The organism is Nocardia altamirensis NBRC 108246 (genome assembly GCF_001612685.1).
Taxonomy (GTDB): Bacteria; Actinomycetota; Actinomycetes; order Mycobacteriales; family Mycobacteriaceae; genus Nocardia; species Nocardia altamirensis.
Genome location: NZ_BDAY01000029.1, coordinates 39,328 through 60,243 on the forward strand (window position 1 = coordinate 39,328; position 20,916 = coordinate 60,243).

At 65.2% G+C, this 20,916-nt stretch carries 28 protein-coding genes; 12 read left to right on the forward strand and 16 right to left on the reverse strand.

The genetic code is table 11. The features are described 5' to 3' along the window. Positions 1-72: 72 nt before the first annotated feature. Positions 73-543 (reverse strand): hypothetical protein, encoded by a 471-nt coding sequence (locus NA11_RS16910; protein WP_141717636.1) that lies wholly within the window; start codon positions 541-543, stop codon positions 73-75. A 489-nt stretch (positions 544-1,032) separates the two neighbouring features. Here NA11_RS16910 and imuA' point away from each other — a divergent pair, with 489 nt between their 5' ends. Then, positions 1,033-1,677, forward strand: coding sequence for a DnaE2-dependent mutagenesis accessory factor ImuA' (gene imuA' / locus NA11_RS44800; protein WP_501193645.1), 645 nt, complete (start codon positions 1,033-1,035; stop codon positions 1,675-1,677). A gap of 91 nt (positions 1,678-1,768) precedes the next feature. Further along, positions 1,769-2,011: a hypothetical protein gene (locus NA11_RS16920; RefSeq protein WP_069162867.1), complete on the forward strand. Its 243-nt coding sequence runs from the start codon at positions 1,769-1,771 to the stop codon at positions 2,009-2,011. Between the two features lie 58 nt (positions 2,012-2,069). Here the strand turns inward: NA11_RS16920 and NA11_RS43910 are convergent, their stop codons facing one another. Then, positions 2,070-2,612: a GNAT family N-acetyltransferase gene (locus tag NA11_RS43910; protein ID WP_084654695.1), complete on the reverse strand. Its 543-nt coding sequence runs from the start codon at positions 2,610-2,612 to the stop codon at positions 2,070-2,072. Between the two features lie 277 nt (positions 2,613-2,889). Between NA11_RS43910 and NA11_RS47390 the strand changes: the two genes are divergently transcribed. After that, entirely contained in the window at positions 2,890-3,297 is a 408-nt protein-coding gene (locus NA11_RS47390; protein WP_501193646.1) for an SUMF1/EgtB/PvdO family nonheme iron enzyme, read from the forward strand. Here NA11_RS47390 and NA11_RS16930 read toward each other — a convergent pair. Beyond that, positions 3,248-3,691, reverse strand: a complete 444-nt coding sequence (locus NA11_RS16930; RefSeq protein WP_141717638.1) for an NUDIX domain-containing protein — start codon at positions 3,689-3,691, stop codon at positions 3,248-3,250. The genes NA11_RS47390 and NA11_RS16930 overlap by 50 nt on opposite strands. Positions 3,692-4,274: 583 nt before the next feature. On the opposite strand from NA11_RS16930, the gene NA11_RS47175 reads away from it, so the two are divergent. Together NA11_RS47175 and NA11_RS16940 are read left to right on the forward strand one after the other, a co-directional pair. Next, the gene (locus NA11_RS47175; protein ID WP_369691134.1) at positions 4,275-4,745 is read left to right on the forward strand and encodes an HNH endonuclease family protein; all 471 of its coding nucleotides are present in this window, start codon (positions 4,275-4,277) and stop codon (positions 4,743-4,745) included. Continuing rightward, the gene (locus NA11_RS16940; protein ID WP_069162871.1) at positions 4,738-5,313 is read left to right on the forward strand and encodes a hypothetical protein; all 576 of its coding nucleotides are present in this window, start codon (positions 4,738-4,740) and stop codon (positions 5,311-5,313) included. Before NA11_RS47175 ends, NA11_RS16940 begins: the two co-directional genes overlap by 8 nt. A gap of 63 nt (positions 5,314-5,376) precedes the next feature. Here the strand turns inward: NA11_RS16940 and NA11_RS16945 are convergent, their stop codons facing one another. The 11 genes from NA11_RS16945 to NA11_RS16995 form a co-directional block, all read right to left on the reverse strand. Further along, entirely contained in the window at positions 5,377-5,853 is a 477-nt protein-coding gene (locus NA11_RS16945) for a hypothetical protein (protein WP_069162872.1), read from the reverse strand. Positions 5,854-5,867: 14 nt separating this feature from the next. Then, positions 5,868-6,464 (reverse strand): hypothetical protein, encoded by a 597-nt coding sequence (locus NA11_RS16950; protein WP_069162873.1) that lies wholly within the window; start codon positions 6,462-6,464, stop codon positions 5,868-5,870. 117 nt (positions 6,465-6,581) lie between these two features. Continuing rightward, positions 6,582-7,112 carry a hypothetical protein gene (locus tag NA11_RS16955; protein WP_069162874.1) on the reverse strand — a complete coding sequence of 177 codons (531 nt, stop codon included), beginning with the start codon at positions 7,110-7,112 and terminating at the stop codon, positions 6,582-6,584. Between the two features lie 43 nt (positions 7,113-7,155). Next, on the reverse strand, positions 7,156-8,037 hold the full coding sequence (locus NA11_RS16960) for a hypothetical protein (RefSeq protein WP_069162875.1): 882 nt from the start codon (positions 8,035-8,037) through the stop codon (positions 7,156-7,158). Positions 8,038-8,160: 123 nt separating this feature from the next. Further along, entirely contained in the window at positions 8,161-9,054 is an 894-nt protein-coding gene (locus tag NA11_RS16965) for a hypothetical protein (protein ID WP_069162876.1), read from the reverse strand. 19 nt (positions 9,055-9,073) lie between these two features. Further along, positions 9,074-9,913 (reverse strand): hypothetical protein, encoded by an 840-nt coding sequence (locus tag NA11_RS16970; protein ID WP_141717639.1) that lies wholly within the window; start codon positions 9,911-9,913, stop codon positions 9,074-9,076. Then, the gene (locus NA11_RS16975; protein WP_069162878.1) at positions 9,906-10,589 is read right to left on the reverse strand and encodes a hypothetical protein; all 684 of its coding nucleotides are present in this window, start codon (positions 10,587-10,589) and stop codon (positions 9,906-9,908) included. The genes NA11_RS16970 and NA11_RS16975 overlap by 8 nt, the downstream gene beginning before the upstream one ends. Next, a complete protein-coding gene (locus NA11_RS16980; protein ID WP_069162879.1) occupies positions 10,586-10,828 on the reverse strand; it encodes a hypothetical protein in 243 nt (80 codons plus the stop codon). Before NA11_RS16980 ends, NA11_RS16975 begins: the two co-directional genes overlap by 4 nt. A gap of 50 nt (positions 10,829-10,878) precedes the next feature. Next, positions 10,879-11,571 carry an LPD29 domain-containing protein gene (locus tag NA11_RS16985; RefSeq protein ID WP_069162880.1) on the reverse strand — a complete coding sequence of 231 codons (693 nt, stop codon included), beginning with the start codon at positions 11,569-11,571 and terminating at the stop codon, positions 10,879-10,881. A gap of 57 nt (positions 11,572-11,628) precedes the next feature. After that, the gene (locus NA11_RS16990) at positions 11,629-12,906 is read right to left on the reverse strand and encodes a WGR domain-containing protein (protein WP_069162881.1); all 1,278 of its coding nucleotides are present in this window, start codon (positions 12,904-12,906) and stop codon (positions 11,629-11,631) included. Positions 12,907-12,926: 20 nt separating this feature from the next. Beyond that, complete coding sequence (locus NA11_RS16995; RefSeq protein ID WP_069162882.1) at positions 12,927-13,259, reverse strand: YraN family protein; 333 nt, start codon at positions 13,257-13,259, stop codon at positions 12,927-12,929. 635 nt (positions 13,260-13,894) lie between these two features. Here NA11_RS16995 and NA11_RS17000 point away from each other — a divergent pair. Both NA11_RS17000 and NA11_RS17005 read left to right on the forward strand, forming a co-directional pair. After that, complete coding sequence (locus NA11_RS17000; protein WP_141717640.1) at positions 13,895-14,431, forward strand: GNAT family N-acetyltransferase; 537 nt, start codon at positions 13,895-13,897, stop codon at positions 14,429-14,431. 142 nt (positions 14,432-14,573) lie between these two features. After that, positions 14,574-14,978 carry a hypothetical protein gene (locus NA11_RS17005; protein WP_069162884.1) on the forward strand — a complete coding sequence of 135 codons (405 nt, stop codon included), beginning with the start codon at positions 14,574-14,576 and terminating at the stop codon, positions 14,976-14,978. Between the two features lie 147 nt (positions 14,979-15,125). On the opposite strand, the gene NA11_RS17010 is transcribed toward NA11_RS17005, so the two are convergent. After that, positions 15,126-16,367, reverse strand: coding sequence for an AlbA family DNA-binding domain-containing protein (locus NA11_RS17010; RefSeq protein ID WP_084654698.1), 1,242 nt, complete (start codon positions 16,365-16,367; stop codon positions 15,126-15,128). A gap of 434 nt (positions 16,368-16,801) precedes the next feature. Between NA11_RS17010 and NA11_RS44805 the strand changes: the two genes are divergently transcribed. From NA11_RS44805 to NA11_RS17030, 5 genes are all read left to right on the forward strand, one after another. Continuing rightward, positions 16,802-16,999 (forward strand): hypothetical protein, encoded by a 198-nt coding sequence (locus NA11_RS44805; RefSeq protein WP_141717641.1) that lies wholly within the window; start codon positions 16,802-16,804, stop codon positions 16,997-16,999. 116 nt (positions 17,000-17,115) lie between these two features. After that, the gene (locus NA11_RS17015; RefSeq protein WP_069162885.1) at positions 17,116-17,790 is read left to right on the forward strand and encodes a hypothetical protein; all 675 of its coding nucleotides are present in this window, start codon (positions 17,116-17,118) and stop codon (positions 17,788-17,790) included. Further along, the gene (locus NA11_RS17020) at positions 17,790-18,410 is read left to right on the forward strand and encodes a GNAT family N-acetyltransferase (RefSeq protein ID WP_069162886.1); all 621 of its coding nucleotides are present in this window, start codon (positions 17,790-17,792) and stop codon (positions 18,408-18,410) included. The genes NA11_RS17015 and NA11_RS17020 overlap by 1 nt, the downstream gene beginning before the upstream one ends. Positions 18,411-18,527: 117 nt before the next feature. Continuing rightward, positions 18,528-18,923, forward strand: a complete 396-nt coding sequence (locus NA11_RS17025) for a GNAT family N-acetyltransferase (protein WP_069162887.1) — start codon at positions 18,528-18,530, stop codon at positions 18,921-18,923. Positions 18,924-19,056: 133 nt separating this feature from the next. Next, the gene (locus tag NA11_RS17030; RefSeq protein WP_167837656.1) at positions 19,057-19,728 is read left to right on the forward strand and encodes an SGNH/GDSL hydrolase family protein; all 672 of its coding nucleotides are present in this window, start codon (positions 19,057-19,059) and stop codon (positions 19,726-19,728) included. Between the two features lie 221 nt (positions 19,729-19,949). Here the strand turns inward: NA11_RS17030 and NA11_RS17035 are convergent, their stop codons facing one another. Next, on the reverse strand, positions 19,950-20,690 hold the full coding sequence (locus NA11_RS17035) for an IMP cyclohydrolase (RefSeq protein WP_069162889.1): 741 nt from the start codon (positions 20,688-20,690) through the stop codon (positions 19,950-19,952). Between the last annotated feature and the right edge of the window lie 226 nt (positions 20,691-20,916).

Below are 20,916 nucleotides of genomic sequence, written 5' to 3' on the forward strand. Positions count from 1 at the left end.
CCTACTTTGCCCAGTGTCCGTGGATCAGGTGGTTGGACCGCAGGCCCGGTAGCGGACATGGTGTACGCCAAGTCAGAGATCCCGGCCGCATGGGCCGAAATACCGGCATTCGATCAGATCACGTGCGTTGAGCGCGCGAGCTGCGGGTTCCAGGCGGTCGAGCAGCACGCCGACCTCGGTGAGGTCCAGTTCGCCGGCGTCGTTCCCGATGACGAGGTGGTGTTCGGTCTCGGTGTGGTCGGGGCATCCACGCATGTATCCGGCTCCGTCGACATTCAAGCCCAACCGGTACTGCGGGTGGTCGAGCCACTCTATGCCGAAGCGACAGACCAGCGGGTAGGGACCACCCTCGATGCTGTTCAGCGCGACACCGCCGAAGCTGTCGGGGTAGCGCCAGCTGGTGCTGGGTTTCGTGGGCATGCCGTTGTCGTCGAGGGTGTTGTAGTCAGGATGGATGATGACCCATCCGCGGTCGGTCAGGAACTCGTGCATGCGGTGCAGGTGGGCCGAGTCGAGGCTGACGTTGCAAAACGCAAGATCCACCACGGGAGTCCCTTCGCAATGAGTCGTATTGATACCTGAATTCATTTGTTGCGCACGAAACTAGCCGTTCCGGCGGAAGCGCGCCGCCGAAACGGCTGAGCCGCCGGACTCCAAAGCGCGTGGATAGAGCTGCCCCGGCGCCAAGGTCGCCATGGCCCTGAACCACCGGTCCAGGGCCGCCAATTCCGGTGTAGTTCGTACCGAACGCGGTCGATACCGTAGCGCGGCACTCACCCGCGTTCCAGCCGTCATGGCGATGATTGCCGATCGATAGCTCGGATCTCGACTTCCGGCCAGGGCCGTGTCATGCTTATCGAACCTATGTTCGATTTTCGGGAAGTGGCGGGCGGTGACGGGCGGCCAGATGCTGGTGTCCGTTCGTCGGCAACGACGCGTGGTCGCGCAGCTCAGCTAGACGATCTTCGCTCCCGCATCGACGCCATCGAGCGTCGTCGCGGGGGCGGCGGCGCGGCAGCAACACCGTCGGCAATGGCTGCGCCATCGGCCGGCGCCGGGGTGGTGCCGATCCCCGGCGGCCTCGGCGAAGTTCTGCCACAAGCGGGACTGCCGAAAGGGGCTGTAGTGAGCTGCAGCGGAGGCGGCTACGTGCTGCTGGGTCTATTGGCGGCAGTCACCGCGGGCGGTCGGTGGGTGTCGGTGCTCGGCATGGCCAGGGCCGGATGGCTGGCCTTCCATGAACTGGGCGGCGATCTCAGCCGCCTGGCCCACATCCCCACCAGCGGGCCGGACCCTTTGTCGGTGGCCAGCGTCTTGCTCGATGGAATGGATGTGGTGGTGGTCGACGGAGAGGTGGACGCGCCGCCAAGTCGCACCCGTGCCCTCATCGCCCGCGTGCGCCGCCATGACTCGGTGCTGATCGTCACCAATAGTGGCCTCGTACGCCCTGATCTGGAGATCCGTTCCCGCACAGCGGGTTATGTCGGCCTCAGCGCGGGAGGCGGACGCGTGCGCGCGGTCGATATCGACGTCCAAGTGATCGATCGAGTCGGGCGCCGGGCCGTCACGCCGCTACGCCTCGGAGGAGCTGGTGACCAACGGCTGGCCTGGACTAATCGCGCAGCAGCAGCAGCAGACGCCGCCGCAACGTCGTCGAACTGGACGCGGACCGGATGAATTCGTGATGGCGAAACAGGATCGTTTCTTTCCACTCCGTCGGCTGGGAACACCGCACCCGGCCCGGGTCGATCCGCGGCGGGCGTGGGTAATGCCCGTCAGCACCAGAAGATCCGAAGGCAAACCAGCCATCGGTGTTGCCGCCTACAGCCTTGATCCGTGCTCCGGGGGCGACTGGCTGCCTGCGGTTGTGCACCGGTGGGCGAGGCTGCGATTCGGTGGAGTGATCGGCTGGTGGGCCGAGGTGGCATTCGAGGTGTCCACGCATAACGGCGAGATGTCGGTGACTTTTCGGCAGTGGGTGCCCGAGGACGCGGTCAGTCCGGTCGAATAGCGCCAATTGTTGACCGAATAGGAGCGGTAGCACAAATTCGGTCTCGCGACCGGCCGCTTCATTCGTCAAAAGCCGAGTATCCCGTTGCAGCGTCGCCAGCCGGAATTCTGCAATCCTTTGCAAAGGCGCGGTTGAAGCTAGGTCTTCCTTGCACATAGGGCGGGATTGGTCGATACACGGACGAGGTGTACAGACGAATGGCGGCCTGGTTGTACGACCCGGTTTCCAGAAGCAACTCGTGGGCGCCTTGCGTAGACGCGTGTTGTTCGAGCCTGAGGAGGATGCGACGGGCCACTCCCTGCCTACGATATTGCGGTGCGACGTACATCTTGCGGATCTCGAAGACCCCTTTGCGATCGCGATAGGTGCGTATGCCACCGCATGCGATGGGGATCTCTGGCTCTGTGTATGCGATGACGAACAGTCCACGTGGAGGCTGGTACTCCGATGGTTTGTCCAGGTTAGGCGGATCGTCGAATCCGACAAGCACGCGCCGCTCCCTGGCGTAGTCACACAGCAGTCGAACAGAATCGGGGTGATCGAAATCGCGCGCGGAAAGTGAGGCCTCGACCGGATCGTTGAACCGGGGTAGATGCGACATGGCATCTATTCTCCCAGCCGGTGACCAGAGTTCTGTTCATGACCAGTCGCTCCTTAGTGAATTGCTGATCAGGGCAAGGTGTTTGGATAGGGCAACGCTCATGGAGCGGGCTGGGTCGGCAGGGGAGATGGGTCTGGGTCCGGGGAGATCGCCAGCACCGCGCGGCCAGGCCGGGCGAACCGGTCGATGACCATACGTTCCTACGCCAGGAACGAGCGCTCGCAATCACCGGTTTGGCAATCGAGCACCGCGAAGGTGTACCCGCCTACCTCGATCGATGCGTCTGCACCGCAGAGCTAGACCGTCCGGTGGCAGCCCCCACGGGATCTACGACCTGTGCGGCAACGTATGGGAATGGCAATCCAGCGAAACCAGCCACGACCGCTTCGAGCTGAAAGGCAGTGCCTTCACCTCGTTGTTCGACCGGGCCGCTCTTGCGGAGTTCAGCGACGCGCACCATACGATGCTCGATGACGACCCCGGATTCCGCTGCGTCACAACCGAAATGATGAGGTCGAGGCCGCCCGCGACTTCGCGGCGGCGAGGTTGGCCGATCAGGCCTCCGGCCCCCACTCGACACTTCCGCCTGCTCGTTCTGGTTCGTGTTACACCCGAGCAGTGCGCTGTGTGTAGATCTAGACAGGAAATGTATCGGTGCGCCGATAGATGCATTCTCCCCTGTTAGCGGCGTCTATTGCTGCTGAAACACGTTGCCAGTAATACGGTTTCAGCCTTGACTGGGCTTCCTCGGTGGTGACGAATTCCCAGCCGTCGAGTTCGTCGTCGGCTGCGCGCAGGGCTGCGATTGTCTTGGTGGTCAGGACTCCGCCGTCGAAGATCATCATGATGCTGTCGTCCCAGGTCCCGTGGGGCGCTATCCAGTCGATGACGAGCAGGGGCAGAGCCGTGGTGGTTGGCAGGTGCAGCCCGAGCTCTTCGGTGAGTTCGCGGCGCAGGGCGTGGTCGGGGGCTTCGTTGGCTTCGCACATTCCGCCGGGGAGGTCCCAGAGTGGTTTGTAGGCGGGGTCGACGAGCAGGATACGGCCGTGTTCGTCGCGGAGTAGGGCGTCGGCGCCGATGCGTTTGCGTGCTTGGCGCCGGTTGCCTTCGGCGAGGTGGCCGTTGGTATGCGTCGGGGTCGCGTTGGTAGAGCGGCTGTTCGGTGTGGCTCATGTGACAACTGTCCAGCGTTGCGGTTGCCCGGTGAAGGTGAGGTCTGTCCAGGCTCGTTGGCAGGTAGCGAGCGCGCCGGTGAGACTGCGGTCGTTGTTCGTGAGACACGCCGTGGCCAGCTAACCAGTTTGATCGGTGGTCTCTGCGACGATGCGAGAGCCCGGTGCTCTCGGTGCCGCTGGACATCTGGATGCCTGGTCGGAAGATCAGTGACAGGACACAACGATGACCGTTTCACGCTATCGCCATCGAATATGGGCCGTCGGTGCGGCGTGCGCCGGCCTGTTGGTGTGCGCATGCGCCGCCTCCTCGGCGGAGCCGGCGCCCGGCCCCCTGTGCGCACTCAGCGTCACTCAGGAGTGCGCGCCGATCGGTCGAACGATCGATGCGACGGTGGCGCGGGTTCAGCTTGAGGCCTTACGGGTGGCCGGTCGAGCTCCGAAGTCCGGCTACAGCAGAGACCAGTTCGGAGAGCGATGGTCCGATGATGTGTCAGTGCCGCTAGGCCACAACGGCTGTGACACCCGAAACGACATCCTCAAACGCGACCTCATCCAGGTGAGCTTCGTGCCGAGAACACGGGACTGCAAGGTCGCGGCTGGTGAGCTCGCCGATCTCTACACCGGCAAGGACATCCATTTTGTCCGCGGGGCCACCACGTCCGATGATGTGCAAATCGACCATGTGGTCGCGCTCTCGGATGCTTGGCAGAAAGGCGCACAGCAACTCTCGCCGGAGCGGCGCCGCGACATGGCCAACGATCCGCTGAATCTGCAGGCGGTGGACGGGCCGACGAATCAGGCCAAGGGCGATTCCGATGCCGCGACGTGGTTGCCGCCGAGCAAGGGCTACCGCTGCACCTATGTGGTCCGCCAGATCCGGGTCAAGGCCGCCTATGGGTTGTGGGTGACCGGTGCGGAGAAGGCCGCGATGTCCACAGAGCTCGATTCTTGTGGCTGATCGCCATGTTGAGCGCAGACGGTTCTGGCACGGCGGGGTGCCGGGGTTTCAGATCGGGCACGACATCGTGCCGCGGGCGGAGTTGCCGCAGGATCATGTCGAGCACATTCTGTCCACGCGCAACGATCCGACCGATCCGGGGTGCGTCTATGTCACCGAGCTCAAGCGGCTGGGCAATGCGTTCGCGATTCGCTACGGGTTGAGCCGGCCGGATCCGTATCCGCGCGTTGGCGCGTTGTACGAGGTCGAGCCGATCGGTGAGTTGGAGCCGGACGAGGACTTCCCGCCTTCGGCGCGCTGCTGGAAGGTTCGGCGCGCGCGGGTGATCGCGGTATCGGATGCGCATGTGCAGGGTTCGGAGAAGATCTTCAATCGGGAGAGCGGTCGGTATTCGCGGTGGACCGACGATACGCCGATCTACAGCCCGCAGGGCTATCTGCTGCCGTGGCCGGAACTGCGGGCGATGGGCGTGACGGCGCAGGACATGGTGCATCTGGGCCGATGGGTGAGCTACCAGCGGGTGAAATTCAACACCGCGACCCGCAAGTTCATGATCGGCGACCTCTGAGGGAGACGCGAAAGCGCCTGGGGCACAGCACCCTAGCGCCTATCGGGATGAAGTGCACGCCTTCTAGGCGGTGAGGCGCGTGTAGTCGGCTAAGGCGTCCTGCTGGGCGTGGAATTGGGTGTTGAGGTCGTCGAGCAGTCGCCGTGCGAACGCTTCGGCGGCCTGGAACGGGGTGTCGAAGAGCCTGCGGTCCTCGCAGTGATCGGGATCGGCCGGGTGGGTGACGAGGTTGTTGTGCTCGAAGTAGGCGATGGTGGCCAGTCGGATTCCTTCGTTGGGGGTGTAGGCGTAGGCCAGGACACTGTCGGGGTAGTCGTAGGGTTCGTCGACGATGTCGTAGGCGATCTCGATCGGTGGGTCGCCGCGCAGTCCCACCGCGGAGAAGATCTCGCCGTGATAGGCCAGGCAATCCAGGATCGTGCGGGTGGCGGTGCTCCAGTGGGTGCGCCAGCCGTGCAGGGTGAGCGGTGTCTCGCGGATGCTGTCGTCGCTGTGCAGGCAGCGGGACAGGTTGTCTTCGTGCAGCGATAGCGTGGCCATGGCAGGGCTCGCTTTCAGAGTCGGGTGATGGTCGGGCGTGTGCGGGATCGGTTGCGGCCGAGCCGGTTCGGTGGTGGCAGGGTCTGCACGCGGAGATATCCGGCGTGGCGCAGGGCGCGGTCGTGGTCGGCGTCGACGGGCAGCGGTGTGCCGAAGATCGGCTCCGGTGTGCGGCGGCGGCCGGTGATGTCACAGGCGTAGATGGCGGTCGAGGCCGGGGTATCGCCGCCGTGTGCGGCGGTGGCGACGATGACGTGGGCGATCTGAGTTGTGTCCCAGTGCGTTTCGGGTGTGAGTACATACCAGCGGGCGTCTCCGCCCAGTGGCTGGCCGTTCTCGTCGCAGGCGGGAGTGTCGACTGGCAGGGCGTAAGCGGCCTGGGTCCGGCTGTGGTTGATCAGGTGGCTCACGGCCTGTTTGGTGATGCCGAGAGAGGCGGCAACGTCGCCGGGGGCGATGTCGTGGGCCAGGGCGTGCTCGATCACCGCTTTGCGGTAGCCGGTGTTGCGGCGAGGGGCGGCGGGCTCGCCAGCGTGTCGAGCAGCGGCTATCGGCGGTGGCAGGTCGTCGTTTCCGCCGATCGCGCAGTGCGAGTGGTCCGGAGTGCTCACTCTGATTACATTACCCTCAATAAGGTGTAATGTAAATCGGTGTCGACGGCCGTGGAGAACATGCCGAGGTCATCCCGACGGAATTGCATGGAGGTTGAAAGCGCTTGCTGTGCAGGTCTATTCGCGGCGAATGCTGAGCAGGTGGCGGTAGCTGACCTCGGCCAGTGTGGTGGTTGGTGACAGCGAGACCGGTCCGGTGCTGGGTTCCAGTGCTTCGCCGGTGCTGGCCAGGATGGCCATGGCCTGGGTTTCGTTGGCAGCGCGGACATGTAGCCGGACCAGAGCGACCGCGTCGACGGTGAAATCGGTGAGTTCGGAGTCGGTGTGCTCGCCCGGGTTGCCGGGATCGGGGTGCGGGTTGCCGGTGATCGTGTTGATCTGTACCGCGCGGGCGTGTTCGTGGTTGCTGGCATCGACTTCGGTCCATGGCCATACGCTCAACTCGACGTGCTGGTCCGCGGGCCAGCATTGCGTGTGAGGGCTGCATCGGAACTCTGCATCGAGGAAGGGGTCGTCGGGCCGCCTGGTGCACAGGGTCGCGAGGATCAGCGCTCCCGCCACGGTGTGCACCGTAAGGATTTCCGCTGCGGCGGTGGTCATTCCGGCCCGCAGATAGCGCGCGGGCAACTCGTAGGAGGTCCAGGTCATCGGCCCGGTTCCGCGCGAAGATTGCCACGGCTGGCCAGGAGGCTCACGCGACGACCTTCCCGGTGTCGAGCGCATGCCGTGGTCGGCTGTCGGCTTCGCCTGTGGTCCGCTCGAGCGCGGCGGCGGCCTGTCGTGCTGTGTCGGCGCTGAGCGGGGGACCGAGCAGGTTGACGACTTCGTTGTAGATGTGCAGCGGCAGATCGGTGTTCTCGGGTTCTGGGTGGTGCACGATCGCGTCGGGGTGGCCGCTGCCGTCGACGAGGGTATCGGGGTAAATCGCCAGGACGAGGCGTTCGCCGAGAGGGGCGCTGATGGTTTCGAGCCATTCGCGGCTGGCGGCGTCGGGCTCGGAGTCGTCGGGGGCACACAGCTCGAGGTTCACGGTGTCGGCATCGATGGTGACCGCGCGGATGTCGGGTCCGTCGGCCAGCGACATACCCGCCTGGGCGTGCTGGCTCGGCAGTGAGTAGTAGACGGTGTCGTGGGCACCGCGAACAGCCAACAGGCGCTGGAGGTTTCGGAAACAGTGGTTGAGATCGGCCAGGATCGAGCGTATGACCGAGCACGCCACCCGGTCGGGCGAGCCGGCCTCGGTGACGAGGTCGGCGAAGTGATCGGGGTCGCGGTAGGTCACTGTCGCCAGCCGGATGCCGTCGGCCCCGAAGGTCTCTGCCCAGAGCTGGATGCTGCTGGGGCGGGTGCCGGTCTCGCCGACGAGGCTGTAACGGATCCGGACCGGGAACTGTCCCAGATGCCCGTCGCTAGTGAGCAGTTCGGCGGCGCTGAGTCCGTCGATGATGGTGCGCAGGGTTGTCGACCAGCGCCGCCGCCAGGTGGTTCTGGTGGTGGGTAACCCGGGTACCCAGTCCGCAGTGCGGAGGTGGGCGGCGAGGGCGGTTTCGTCGACATACAGAGTGATCGGCATCGCTGGTGTTCCTTCCTCGTTGTCGTTCGGGCTGGTGCTTTGTCGGCGCGGTCGGCATCGACCGGGCGTGCCGGGGTGGCCGCGGTGTGCCGTGCGATCGAGGGCGGCGCGCGGCGGGGTCGTCTACTCGTGCCCGGTGATCGCGCCGAGGGTGGCGTTGGCGACGGCGATCACGTGATCGAGGTGGCGGCGCACGGTTGCGGCGGGCGCGGTGTCACGCTCGGTGCAGAGATCGTCCATCGGGGTGAATCCGAGCGTGTACCCGGCCGTGATGTGGTCGGTGGCGCGTGTGCGCAGGATCAGGTGAAACCCGGGATCGCGGGCTGCGTTGTCGACATCGAGCAGCAGTTCCCAGCGCGGCGCACCGACTACCACGCCCGCGAGCAGGGCGCTGTCGAGCAGCGACAGCAGATCCGACGCCGGGGCATCACTTGCGGTTGTCGGGGCGTCGCCGAGAACGTCGGCGTCGGTGATCCAGGTGGCGAAAGCGGTGTCGTCGATGGAGAACTCGACCGGGTCGCCGCTGCGGTTCGCCGGTACCGCGTCTGCGACGGCCTCGGCGTCGCCCTGGTGCTCGGCGTCCGGGCGCGCCGGGTACTCGCGGCTGTCGGCATCGGATTCGTTGGTGAGCCAGCTCTTTCCGGTGTCGAGGGCGGTGGCCAGGTCGAGCAGTAAATTGTTGTATTGCGTGCGGGTCAGTCCGGCGGCTTCGGGGTCGGTGATGTTGGAGGCCAGTAGACCGGTCGCGTTGATGAAGGTGTGCACGGCGTCGTCGTCGGACTCGCTGATCTCGAGGTCGGGTCTGCGGCCGTCGCACAGCGCTACCGGTGAGAGTCCCTCGATGTTCTCGGTGAGCACCACCCAGCGGATGGCGGGCAGATACCGGCGGGCGGCAACGGCGATGCCCAGCGTGGACAACGCGGCGATCCGGGCATTGCACCGATTTCGATCGCTGTAGGCCCGCTCCAGAGCGGCTTCGATCTCCTCGGCCGAAGGGAGTGTGGGGGAGATGGGCATAGCTACACATTACACCTAATTAGGTGCAATGTGTAGTGGTCGATATCGGCACGCCCAGCGGGTGCCACAGCGTGGGCAGCCGACCGGATCCAGCGGAGTCGGTGAGAGAGCGGGCCAACCCGAGTGCGCGCTCGAGGTCGTCGGCGCGGTCGTCCCAGTAGGCGGCGGTGGTGTAGGAATCGCGGTCGGTGTGCGCCTTCGCCATCGAATCGAGTCGGCGTACGCACTCCTGGAACTGCTCGAGCAGGCTGTCGGGGCTGGCGGCTACTCCGGCCGGTACGACATCGGGCGATGGTGTCGCCTCGTGCTCGTCACCGCCCACCAGGCGTGCGTATTCCTGGAGGGTTGCGGCTCGGCGGGCGATCAGAGAATTGGTGCGCTCCAAGATCTTTCGGTCGAGCAGGACGATCTCGTGCGCTGTGTGGTCGATCTTGGCGGCGTGCAGGCGCTGCGGGGTGTGGTAGTAGGTGAGGATCTGTTTGCTGACTCGCTGCAATGCCTGGGGGATCACCCCGAAGCTGTCGAAGTGGGCATCGTGGCGCGCAATTCGGCGCTCGCCGAACGTGCCGAAGGGCGGCTGCTCGCCCTGCTCCGGCTCGACAGTCATTTCGATATAGCCCGAGTACGTGGCCTTGCCGACGGTGACATACCGCTGCTCGCCGTAGGGGTGGCCCGTGGAATCGATCGGACGCGGGGAGAACACGATGACGAGAACCCAGCTGCCGCGGCTGTGGCGATTCTTTCCGGGTCGGTGATACCCGACACAGATCGGGCCGTTGACCGGCCCGCTCGCTTCGAGGATCGGGTTGTAGTAGTGGAAAAGCTCTGTGGTGGTGAAGCTTTGGCTGGATCTAGGCATGAGCATTCCTCGGGTTGTCGGGCAGTGAGCGGGACGGGGCGAGCGTTGGCTGGCCGTGCTCGGGCGCGGCGGCAGGGTCTTCGGCGCGCGAGGGCGGGTGGTCGATGAGGTGGTTGCGGCGTTGGATCGCCGCGGCGCGGCGGGGGAACAGCGCTGAGCAGTGGTCGAGGATCTGCTGGTCGAGGGCAGCGATCTCGCCGATGGTGTGGTCGATCATGCTGGCGTGCAACTGGTGTGGGGTATGGAAGAACGCGAAGGCCTGCTCGCAGAGCTGGGTCAGCGCGGTGTGCACCGCGCGGGCGTGCTGCGAATCGGGGGCTGGAGTGGCGAGGTGGTAGTGGTCGAAAACGATCGAGGCCTGCGGCACGGTGCCGGTGGGCTCGGCAGCGAGATCGAGATCGCCGTAGACCGCCGTCCCAGCGACGGTCAGGGGTCGCTTGACCGCGGAGTCCACGATCTTGGCCCCGGTCTCGTCGTACAACGCTGGTGACAGGGTCACCACGACCACCCATCGGTCCGGGGCGTGCCGCCTGCCGATGCGGAACTGGTAACCCAGCCCTAGATGCCCGGCCGCCGGACCGTCGGCGTCGAGGACGGGATGACCGTGGATATCGAAATATTCGGTGCTAGTGAATGTTCGGAGTGTCGCCGGGGCGCTATCGGGTTGGCTTTTCATGGTTCGATCTCCACGGTGAGTTGTGCGCGCGGGGTGTGGATGTGCGGGTCGTCGGCATATTCGAGGGAGACCTCGCGGTAGCAGCCTTTGCAGCACAGCGAGTAGTCGACGAAGGTGACGACCGCCTGGCAGCACGGTGTCAGCGCGACCAGGCCGGTGCCGGTGTCGATGACGAGATCACCGGAGGCGGTGATTCCGGCGAATGTGTCTTCGATGCATTGGGGGACCATGACTTTCATGCGTGTCTGTCTCTCTGGGGGAGGGGGAGTCGACGGCATCGGGGTGCCGGTCACGCGGCAGCCTGCCGCTTCGACCCGTGGCCGTCGGTATCGATTGCCGTGGAGTGCGCGACGACGCGCAGCAGCTCGTCGAGGGTGAGGTGGGTGCGGGTGGTCGCGCTGGTCAGCGATTCGGGTGCTTCGACGACGGTGACGCTGGCGGCGGCGCGCCAATCGATGTCGCCGGTCGCGGTGCGCGGCACCGCGAGTCCGATGCTCGTGGTGATCGCCGAGGCGATCGTCGTCCACGCGGGAGCGCTGTAGAGGCGGCGCAGTTGTAACCGCTTGTATTTGATATGGAATTCCCGGATGTAGAGGAAGCGAAGGTATTCGCGGACGCTGCCCTCGGTGGGGCCGTCGATCCAGTGCACCAGGACGTCCCTGTCCCACGGCGCGACGCTGAACGCCGCATCGGGCCAGGCGTCATCGAGGGCGGCGGACATGAGATCTATTGCCGCGCAACGGCCGGACGCGTTGAGCGGCTCGACCTCGTATTCGGTGAGCCCGCCCGCCCGGTACACGATCAGGCTGTCCCAGTAGCGGGTCACTCCGCTGACCTCGGCGTCGGCCCGCGCAATATCGGCCATCGTGTGCAGACGGCCGACGGCATCGGCGGCGGACTGAGCGCCACTGATCGCGCCGACAGGCTGCGGGGCCTCGCCGGGCGGGATGAAGGTTTCGAAGATGCGATAGGTGTGCGACATGAAAGCCTCCCAGGTTGCGGTCGCAGGACGAATGGTGGGGTCGAGAAGTGTTGCGTGCTAGCGGAATTCGGCGAGGTAGCGCAAGCGAATCTGGCGGGGATCGGGCACGATCATCTCGTTGTTGTAGACCCGGCACGTTCCGGCTCGGACGTTGAGCGAGTGATAGGGCTGCCCGGTGGCGGCGTCGCGGTGACGCATCCGCGCGACGACGCCGTGTGGCGTATCGCTGGCGGTGGTGGTCAGCTCGTTGCCCATCACGACCTGCGCCGAGAGCATGAAGCAGCGGGTGTGGCGGGTGCGGGTTCCGGCCCAGTAGCCGTAGCTGTAGTTCAGCGCTTTGGTGGAGTGATCGCTGAGATAGATGCCGTCGCCGAACATCCGGCCGGTGACACGGATGCTGCTACCGGTAGTGGGCGGGCAGTACAGCCCCCGCGCGAGGATGCTCAGCACGTTCTCGGGCTGGCTGCCGTGCCAGAGCCATTGGACGTTGCCGAGCTGATCGCGCAAGCCTGCCCAGGTGTCGGTGCCGGTCGTATCGGTCACGGTCCACACCCGGTGCAGTTGCAGTGCCGAACAGTCGTGGCTGCGGTCGCGGGTGCGTTCGTAGGCCCGGCGCAGTTGGGCGACCTTGGCGCTGTCGTCGGCGACGTGCTCGAGCCGGTAACGGAATTGGGCGCGGGCTCCGGCTGCGCCTGCACTGCCAACGCGCACGGCCGCGTCGAGCTGGTCGAGAAAGTCGCGTTGATCGGCGAGAAAACGGGGCTCGCTGAACTGGTGTTCCCACCCCCGGGCGCGCGGCATCTGCTGGGGGACCAGCATCAGATATTCGTTGACAGCGTCGATGTCACCGTGGGCGGCGGCGTCGAGCTGGAGGCGCGCGGCCGCGACGGCGGCAGGAGAGACCGGGCCGAGCGCGGTTTCCATTCCACCGCTGGCGGTTGGGGTGATCAGACCGCCGGATTGAACCTGGATGGTGTGGCGGTTGACCGAGGCGAGCAGATCGACCAACTCGTCGGTGATGGGATCACCGGCACCGAGAGCCGCCTTCGCGGCACTCTGAACAACACTGGGGGACAAAGCATCAGATGATGATTGGTCGTTCTGGACGATCCGATACCCTTCGCCGCACTTTTCTTTCAGCTTTTTCGCGAAGGTGGTCTGCCCGCCGGTGTATTCCTTGATCTGGCCCTTGGGGCTGCCGACTCGGCCGTATCGGGCGATGACCATTCCGTCGGTCCTGAGGATCAATTCGTAAAACTTGTTGTTGTTCGCCTCGGCGGCGACCTTGACCAGCAGGATCTGTTCGCTGATTGCCACAGTGGCGGTGGTGGGCATGCCGATCTCCTCCGGACAGGTCAGAAGACGTTTAGGTGGTGCTCGATCGCGGGCAGTTCGGGCACGAAGAGGGCGTCGAACCGGACGGGCTGGAAAGGGCCGTCCTGCTCGGCCAGCCACAGCAGCGCGAGCCTGCGGACTCGCTGGCACTTGGCGAAGGAGGGCGAAACGGCGTCCGCCGCCTTCCCTTTGGGAAGGGTGAGCACCATGGCGAAGACGGTGGTCGTGGCGTCATGGGCGACCAGATCGAGTGATCCGTAGCTGCACGTCCAGTTGCGGGCATCGATGGTCAGCCCGGCCTGCTCGAGATGGTGAGCTGCCATATCGAGCTCTGCGGTCGCGGTGTGCGTCATGCCAATTACATTACCCCAAACTAGGGGTAATGTTGGTAACGATTTGATTGCTGGACGCTCGGCCTTCGGATCGCCCGGAGTGCGGCAAGGCTCGGCGGTCGATGTGTCCCAGCCGCGGGCTCGACGCTGCTTCTCGTGACCGTCGGGCGTGATCGCACTTGCCTCGGCGACGAAAGTCGTGCCCGGGTTGCCGGTTCTTCTGAGGTATGTGAACTCTAATTACATTGCGGCAGGGGGTAGTTCGTCAATCTCGTTCTGATCGGAATGAGCGCTCTACTCGTCGGCGTTTGCATGCGCAGCCACTGCGCACCGCCTGCGCACCGTGCTTGGCCTGGCCTGCTGTCCAATCCATCCTGGGGTGCGGTTCAGAGGAATGGCTGCCAGTCGTCGGGTTGCCGCAGTGGTGCTGCTCGATCAGCAGGGAGCCGCCTCTGCGGCAGGAATTGCGTCGGGCTGATCGATGCAGGGGGGCGTGCGGGAGTGCGAGTCTGCGTTGCCGATGACTCAATCGCGCGAGGTGTCGATGTGGCGTCGAATGAAGTTGTCGTGTTCAGCCGTGTCGGCGCGGTCTCCCCATCGAGTTCTCGTCGGCGGCCTCGTCCTGCGGCACGTTGCCGGTTGGGTGGGCGCCGAGGGTGGATAATCGCCAGGCCATGCCAGACCATGTCGCTCTACACCCGCTGAAGCCCGTCGATCGGGTGACGATTTCGGCGTGGTTCGACACCCAGGAAGCAGCGGACTGGATCGGGAGTTGGCGCCCGGGTGATTGCGGGAAGGTTATGCCGGAGGGTGCCGGGCACTGCATGGAATGGGTGGGCCGCAACGGATGCGGTGAATGCGTGGTCTATATCGCCGCTGCCAGCATCGCGCACCCGTCGGCCGAATTCATCGTCGGTGGTCTCGACGCCGACAGCTACACGCGCGATGTGGTTGTCATCAAATACCTAGTGCCACAGTCACATCAGGGCAACGGATACGCGAGTAGCGCCTTGCGCACAGTGGTCGGCCTTCTCGATTTCCCCGGCACCGACCTGTATTGCCACGTCGACTCCCGTAACTGGGCAAGCCAGGCCGTCGCAGTCGGCGCAGGATTCGCCTTCGTCGGCCTCACCAAATTTCAGGCGAGGATTTATCACCCGAAGTACATGTGGCACTACCGTTTACGACATTGACTCTGCCGTAGTGCAGTGATCGGTGGGTTCAACGATTACTCCGGCGGGCTCAGCACTGCGAGATCATGTTCCCGCATGACGGGTGAAGGTTCGGGCGATAGGGTCGAGATGATCGTTGGGGTGGAACCGGGGAGGAAAAACATTGGCCGATCAGCTCTGGCAAGTGCACGCACGCGCTGCGTTGGAAGCGGCGATCGACGGCGATTACGTGGAGGGCTCATTGCAGATGGCCCAGCTGCTCGACGCTGACGAGTCCGGAACCGCGGTGATCCAGGCCGCGCTGCTGTGGATGGACACGCTGTTGGCGATGACACCGCTGCCTTCGATCCCATGGCGCCCCCCGCCGGCGTCGCCGGATATGTCGGCTGGACAGATATGGGCGCTGCGGTTGTTGACCGCACGAGCGAACGACGACAGTGAGGCGGGCGAGAAGCTGTTCGCCGAGGCGGCGTCGGCGGACTTCGACCATCTGATTGAGTGCCTGATGTCGCTTCTGTCGCTGGTCGGCATGCAGCTAGGTGGCCGCAGGGGCACAGCCGGGCAATGATGCCGCGGCCCCGATTGAGAGCAGCCTGACTGCGAAGTTCCTCGCCCTGGCCTGGCGCTCTTGTCGGTCATGAGGTGATCGCAACCGCTGGTGACGGAGTCGATGCGAATCGGTTCAGTGACGCTGGCAAGCAAGGGTTCGGCGGAGCTAACCGCTGGCGTCGGTGGGCTCGGTGAAGTAGGTTTCCCACGCGCGGTGGGCGTCCAAGCTGCGGAGCAGCGGGGCGACGAGGGCCTTGACCACCGTGCGGGGCTCGGCGGTGAGGTCGAGCAGCGTGGCCTCGGTGGCCCGCTGGTAGGAGTCGGCGGTGTAGACCGCACCATCGTGCCCGAAACGCCGGGCACAGAGGGTGAACGAACGAGTGCCGCGCAAGCCGGTCACGACCAGCCCGATGCGCCAGGTGCCACTGAACCCGAACCGTTGGGAGACCAGAGCGGCCAGACGTATCAACAGCAAGGTGTCCCCGAGGATCAAGGTCTCGAACACCACCTCGATGTCGGGCGGTTTCGGGTTCACGTGGGGGAACGTCTGGATTTCGACGGCACGCTCGGAGGCCAGCAGCAGCGACCCATTCTCCCGGAACGCGATCTCGGCGGCGCGGTTCTCGCCGACCTCGAACCGTGTGCCGTCGTGCATACCAGTAGTGATAGCAACGGCGTTGGCGCGGCGGCCGAAACTACCGGTCTCGGCCAGGGTTGGCGCGTATGCACGGTGCTCGGGCAGTGCGGCGTCCTGAACGAGGGATAGAACGGTGCTCTGCCAGTCGCCCGATTCGGTGAGCGGGACGAGCAGATCGTCAGGTGCGCCGAGCGGCTCGGCGAGGATCGCCAGAATCGAGGTGCCGCCGCGCGGGCCGAGTTCCTCGATGGCGCGGTGGGTTTCGGCGAGGATGTCGGTGCGCCCGGTCAGTCGGCGTTCGTGCAGCCGCAGCACCTCTTCCTGGGACAGGATGCGGTTCTCCTTGTCCCCGCGACCGTAGTAGCGGCCATCGACCATGTGCGGCGCGCGTGGGGACCGGGGGATTCGGACGACGAGGTAGCCGTGCCCGGGTGTACCGGTGGCGGCGATGCGGGTGGTGCTGATGCGGAGCGGCTCGTGCACGACGGTGACGGCGATACTTTCGATGCGTTCGGGCAAGCCGGCCAACTCGATCGGCCACAGGCTCAGTGTCGCCCCGTCGGCACCTTCGTCGACTCCGATGACGATCGTGCCGCCGTCGAGCGCGAATGAGGCGATATCAGCCGCGATCTTCTTGTTGGCTGACTTGCCCGGATCGACCGTCCGCTTGAGATCGAGGTAGTGCGTCTCCTCGAGCAGCCCATGGTCCAGGGCGGTACGCAGATCGTGCTCGGTGCGGGGATCCCACAGCGGACCGGTAGTCGTCGTCACGGGCAAGCAGCGTAGCCGCGGACACCGACACGACCACAGCGGATTTCACGCACCGCACCGGCGGGACCACGATCGTTCTCACTTGTATAGGCATCTCCGCGCGCGGTTGAGGCCTACTGGCGGGTCTTGCGCGCGGCGAACTCTGCCGCGCCCAACGGTGGAACTTCACGACACAGAAATGGACCGAGGACAGGGTCTCCGTGATCGGATTCGGGCCAGCCCGTCGCTTCGAACTCGGAATACAGTGCTAGGTCACCGGATTCGTGGACGCGTACCCGGTCGCCAGCCCATGCGATGGCGAACACTACGACCCCGCAGGGGCAGCCCACGCAGAATCCGAAATCGGCGACGCGGCTTTCGAGCAAACAGTCAGCGTCGGCAAGATGGTGGCCATGGAGGAAGTTTATGCACGTCTTGACGGTGAGTAGCGTGAAATGGCCTGTGCCGTAGGCGTAGCCAATGGACTGCTTGATCTCGTGCGGGCTGGCACCTCGGGTGTGCTGGCGCTCGAATATTCCCAGATCCTCGCCATGGACGAGGCCGCCGCGTACGAGCGGCTGTCTCGGCGCTGGGCTGACTGCTCGGGTCTCGGTGTCTCCGAGGGGCAGACAAACGCGGGAACGTCCCGATAGAGCGGCGGCCGAGGCGGGGTTGTGCTGAGCGAGCGTTGGGCTCGGATGCTGACCATGCAATTCCGTGACGTCGCAGATCTGGTCCGTGTCGGTTGCCGGTAGACGAGACTGTGGCCGTGGAAATCCTTCAGGTCCCCAGAGGTGCCGTGCCGTGGATCGCACCGACGGGATTGGTGGCGGGACAAGCCTTGCGGCAGCTCGACCGTCCATTGCTGGCGTGGCGCACGGAGCAGCGGTTCGATCCGGCGCAGTGTTACGACGACAATCCCGCCGGTTCATTGACCACCCCGGAGCGTGAGGTCCGCGCACTCGGTGCCCGGGCCGAGTGGCGGATGGAGAGGATCTGGCTGCCGGATGGCGAGGAGTCCGAGCAGGATCGCGAGGCATATGAATCGGGGTGCCGCGAGATCTGCGGCAGATTCCTACATCCGCAGTGCCTCGACGCCTACGCCGAGCTCGCCTACTCGTTGGCCGGCGACCCCGAGGACAACCCAGGCCAGGCATCGTCGGACGAAGAGCGTGAGGCGATCACGCACGGACTGGAATGGGCCGCAGCTGGAGTGTGCGTTCTTCAGCAGAGCCTCCCGTGGCCATTCACCGAGTGTCTGCCTTACGGTGAGATCGACAATCGGCCCGCGCACCGGGTGTTGTTCGCCTACGCCGCCTTGTTGTACCGGCTGCACCCTCGTAAGGCGATGGCCTGGTTCCGTGCCTTGGTCTATCTGTCCCCGTTGGACAACCTGGGGGCTCGCCTGTATTTCGCGGCTCCGAAGACCTCGGTGGGCAACTGATGTGGGCGCTGAAGCGGCCCGGTGCGGGCGATGGGCCGCGTTTGCGTTCGCTGCGCTTGCAGGCGCTACGCACTGACGGGTCGGCGTTTCTCGAAACCCTCGACGAGGCGGCGGCGTTGAACGCCACGGCTTGGGAAGCACGGGTTACCCGCTACACCCGTCGAGGGCACCAGGTCCTGGTGGTCGCCGAGGAGCCTGGCAACCTGACATGGGTGGGAATGGCCGGCGCCTTCTTGGACTCTGAACGCGACAGTGACGAGTTCGATCTACCGGACCCGCCTGTGGGTCCTGGCGATCGCTGGGCAATGGTTTGGGGTACCTACGTTGTCTCGCAGTTCCGCGGCCAAGGTGTAGCCGATGGCTTGTGCGCCGCGTTGTACACGTGGGCGTGCGAGGAAGCCGGCGTCGACTGGCTCGGGCTGCATGTCCGCGACTCCAACGTTGCAGCTATCGCGCTCTACCGCCGTCACGGGTTCGGCGTGGTCGCACGCAACCATCATCCGGAGCTGGGCGTGACCTCACTTGTCATGGTCCGAGCAGTCAACTCGGCACGGCGGATCAGCCCCAAGGCAATGCGATCGTCGAGGCAACCGCTCCCTGACGAACACTTTCTGCACTGAAATACCCGGTCTCGGCCTGCGTTCGAGCGCCGGCGAGTCGCCATCGCCCGGCGTGGCGAATCGGGGCACAACTAACCGCGTTGCCGGATCTGCCTCTCGCGGCGCAGGATCACTGAGGTGATCACCATTTTCGAGCGTGCGCCGACGGTGGAGGAGTATCTGCTGCTTCGTAGGTCGGTGGGCTGGAGGGTGCCGGAGGCCGGAACCTGCGAAGCGCCACTTGCGCGCAGCCTGTTCAGCGTAGTTGCCCACGAGGCCGACAACGGCGTCGTCGCCATGGTCAGGCTCGTCGGTGACGGTTTGTATGCGCTGGTCGCGGATGCGGTCGTCATCCCCGATTTCCAGGGGAGGGGACTGGGCAGACGTCTTGTCGCCCGAGTTGTCGATTGGGCCGAGCGGCAAGGCATCCAGCATATCGCTGTGGCAGCAGATAACACGGTGGCCGAGTTCTATCTCCGCGGCGCGTTCGAGGACTGTGGCACCCGCTATCTGCGGCTGCGCGCGCCGAAGTAGGCCGATGATGACGAGGTGTGAGACCGAGGAGCGGAGCGACCAAGTGGGATCCGATAACGCTGGGGGACAGCAATTTTGGATCGGATGGTGGGGCACCTCGCACCTGGAACATCTAGAAGCCCACAATCCGGTATTGACGAGCCCCGCCGATCTGCCGGACGTCGGTGAGCGGGTGGTTGTGACCGAACGGCGGCAGCGCGGGTTCGTCCATGGGCTGCTCACACAGTGGCAAGTCCGGTGGCCACGGATGCAGATCTGTTCGAGCAATTTCGGCCAAGGCGGGGCCACCTCGGCGGATGTTCTGAACAGCGTTCGCCGTACCGCTCTACGGCGCGAATGGGACCTCGCGCTGCTGGAGGTCGGCGTCAACGACGTATGGGGCCGATTCCAGGGCCGACCCGAGGCGGTCGCCATCGACGACTTCGAACGCAACTACCAGCACGCGTTGGCTGCACTGGCCGCGCATGCCCGCCAAGTTGTGGCCATCGAGGTGCCGCCGATCGGATGGTTGGGTGGCATCGACGCCGCCGCGGTGAACACTGAGCTGGCGGCCTACAACGCTCGAGCGCGGCGGGCGGCCGCAGCGGCGGGAGCCGTATTCGTGGCGTTGTGGGAGCCCTTTATCTGCACCGCCCGTGAATTCGGCTGGGTGCCGCAAGCTCTTGGGCCGCAACCTGAATCATGCTCTTTGTGGCTCGCGGACGGGGTACACCTGTCCAACCTCGGCGATGCGCTGGTCGGTGTCGAGGTGGATCGTGCGCTGGGCGCCGACGTGGGCTGGTCGGTGTTCACTCCACGGACCTAGAGCCATCGGATGAAGAATTCTTGCCGGGTGATGGGGTGAGAGGTGCGCCGCCGAGTAAGGCCACGGCCATCGTGGAACCTGAAACACCGCTCTGGCCAAACGAATATAGACTAGGAGTGCCCTCGACAGCCTGGCGATTCCCGTGAAGTGTGCGGCGGCGTCGAGCGTGCGCGAGCGGCCTAGCAACCGCTACCAGATGCGCTGACGGGCCGCATCGGGACTCACGTTGTGCTGGGTCTTGTCCCCGCGTGAACGATCGGGTCCGCCGCGCCGATGAACCGGCCGTCGCGCAGATCACCGCCGATGGGCACCACGGCGGCCGCGACGCGCAGCGCCGGGTCGAGGTTGGCCCAGATCCGCTTGTGCAGCTCTTGCCACACCGTATCGATTTCCACCGCCCACGGTTGCCCGCTGGTTGACACCACCGAGGTGTCCCCGGCATAGGTCGTCATCGCGTGAGACTGCCCCGGCTCAAAATGACCGGTATGAAACATGTTGTGCTGCGCCATATTCGGCCATCGTGGGTGCGCCACCGCGCCGCACAGGATCACATCCACCATCTCGTTACCGGCCACGGTCGCGATTGCGGTGATGCGGGGCGTCAATATCGGCGGATCCGGTTCGTACGCCAACTTGCTCAGTGCCTCCCACGCGGTGACCTCTTGGCCGAGATCGGCCGTGACCTCGCTCACCTGGGTTCCGTTGCCGACGACGATCCGGTCGGTGAGCGCGACGATCGCGGTGTAGTGCCGCAGCGGATCCGACTGGGCCGATGCGATATCGCTGACAGCAAGTGTGTCCGCGTCGACAAGGATTCGCCGATCCCGCGACTCCGCACTGCGCCCGGTCAGCCAGTACGCGGCGAATCCGATCCCCTGCACATCGCGTCCGAGCGCGATGCCGCGACCCGGATACCGATACCTCGCAATGAACGGATCGAATCCCAGTGCCTCTGAAGTCATGCCGTGAAAGTCTATGCCCCCACGATGCCGTACCGCCGGGAACATGCAGGACTACCAGCGGCGGCAGGCGGATTGAACGCTATTCGAGCACCTGCCTTCGACGGGCATCTCTGATCAGTCAACCCGCGGGGCCTTGACGGCCTTGAGCTGCGGGCTCACGCCCTTCCTCGGGGGGCCCGTTGTCTGTCGGCCTGGCGTGGCGCAGTCGTGGCAGTGATAGCTTCGC